This window comes from Streptomyces sp. NPDC057565 (assembly GCF_042801455.1).
GTDB lineage: Bacteria > Actinomycetota > Actinomycetes > Streptomycetales > Streptomycetaceae > Streptomyces > Streptomyces yanii.
Genome location: NZ_JBHVFU010000165.1, coordinates 1 through 1,941 on the forward strand (window position 1 = coordinate 1; position 1,941 = coordinate 1,941).

The following is a 1,941-nucleotide window of genomic DNA, read 5'->3' on the forward strand; positions in this document are numbered from 1 at the left end:
GCTGGTCTTGTGTCCTGAACATGAATGGGAGTTGGTCGTAGGCAACTTCTGGAATTGATGCTGTGCGGAAGATGAAGGTTTTGTGGCCCTTCAGAGCCGCCCTGTGGGGGGAGGCTCTAAACCGCCTCATGCTGCGTTAGCTAATGACTGTCGTGGTGAGCGATGAGGAAAAGGCGTCGTGAGAGGTGTCAGGTGGGGACCGGGAAGACGAACGCAAGTGAATCGCTGCTGACGTGTCGAAAAACAAACAGATGACATCGAAACCGGGGTGTGACCAGAATTCCGGGATGAGCCTGGCGGGTGCCCGCTTATTGGCCAGGTGGTGTCCGGCATGTAGGCGACGTGAGTCCGGTCTGCGGCTTCCGCATGGAACAGGAGAAGGCAGGACCCGATGCTCCCCCATCGTGTGACGGTGGGGGAGAGGGAGTGCCCCAAGCAGCGGACACTGCAAGGGGTCGAGTACCGACGCGGGGCCTGCTGGCGGACCGGCTCGTAGTAGTGACGAAGCTCCTGTAACGGGGGTGGAGCGAAGGGGCCGGGTCGTTCGTGACTGAGTTGATCGCATCAACCGGACCGTGTCCGGGAGGAGTTCGATGGGCCAGTTGAAGTCATCGGTCAAGCCGTTTGAGATTTCGAAGTGGGAAGTCAAGGAGGCATGGGAGGAGGTCAGGGCTAACAAGGGTGCGCCCGGTGTGGACGGTCAGAGCGTCGCCGACTTCGAGAAAGACCTGAAGAACAATCTGTATAGGGTCTGGAACCGCATGTCGTCGGGCTCATACTTTCCGCCGCCGGTGCGCGCGGTGGCCATTCCGAAGCCACATGGCGGCGAAAGAATGCTGGGTATTCCCGCTGTCGCCGATCGCGTGGCACAGACCGTTGTGGCCCGGCATCTGATGCGCAGGGTGGAACCTATTTTCCACCCGGACAGCTTCGGATACCGGCCTGGGCGGTCCGCCTTGGACGCGGTAGAAAAATGCAGGGAGCGCTGCTGGAAAAGGGACTGGGTGGTGGAATTCGACATCGCCAAGTTCTTTGACAGCGTGCCCTGGGACCTGCTGGTCAAGGCGGTGGAAGCGCACACCGACGCCGTCTGGGTGAAGTTGTACGTGCGGAGGTGGCTCGCTGCCCTGCTCGTCATGCCCGACGGCTCCCTGCTGGAGCGGGAGCGCGGGACCCCACAAGGAGCCCCGGTATCTCCCGTCCTGGCGAACCTGTTCCTGCACTACGCGCTCGACACCTGGATGGACCGGGAGTTCCCGTCCGTCTGGTTCGAACGTTATGCGGACGATGCGGTGCTGCACTGCGTCACCGAGCGCCAGGCCCGCCAGGTCCTGGCCGCGCTCGCGGACAGGATGGTCGAAGTCGGGTTGCAGCTGCACCCGGACAAGACCCGGATCGTCTACTGCAAGGACGGCCACCGCCGCGGCTCTCACGAGCACACGGCGTTCACCTTCCTCGGGTACACGTTCCGCGCCAGGAGGAACCGGAGTCGACACGGGAACCTGTTCCTGTCGTTCGACCCGGCGGTCAGCAAGGACGCCCTGAAGAAGATGGGACGGGAGGTTCGGTCATGGCACCTGCACACCCGCTCGGATCTGTCCTTCCAAGAGCTCGCCCGCAGGATGAACCCGGTGGTGGCGGGCTGGCTCAACTACTACGGACGTTTCAGGCCGTGGGAGCTGATCCCCTTCATGATGCGCATCAACGCCTACCTGGTGCGCTGGATCCGCCAGAAGTACAAACGGCTCGCGGCCAAGCGGAAAGCCATCGGGAAGATGCAGGAGATCGCCCAGCGATACCCCCGCATGTTCGCCCACTGGCGGCTGACCGCAGGTGCCGTAACGGTCTGATGACCAGGACGACAAGAGCCGTGTAAGGGGCGACTTTTACGCACGGTTCTGTGAGAGCCGAGGGGTGAGATCCCCCTCGGCTACTCGGCAG

General features: G+C 62.5%; 1 protein-coding gene. It reads left to right on the forward strand.

What is annotated here, in order from left to right; translation table 11 throughout:
* Positions 1 to 593: 593 nt before the first annotated feature.
* A complete protein-coding gene (ltrA, locus tag ACFU8W_RS52370) occupies positions 594 to 1,850 on the forward strand; it encodes a group II intron reverse transcriptase/maturase (RefSeq protein ID WP_384052967.1) in 1,257 nt (418 codons plus the stop codon).
* Positions 1,851 to 1,941: the final 91 nt, after the last annotated feature.

What these genes read in the sequence shown, in the direction of transcription:
- ltrA (WP_384052967.1), top strand. Translation starts at nt 594, where the DNA reads ATGGGCCAGTTGAAGTCATCGGTCAAGCCGTTTGAGATTTCGAAGTGG.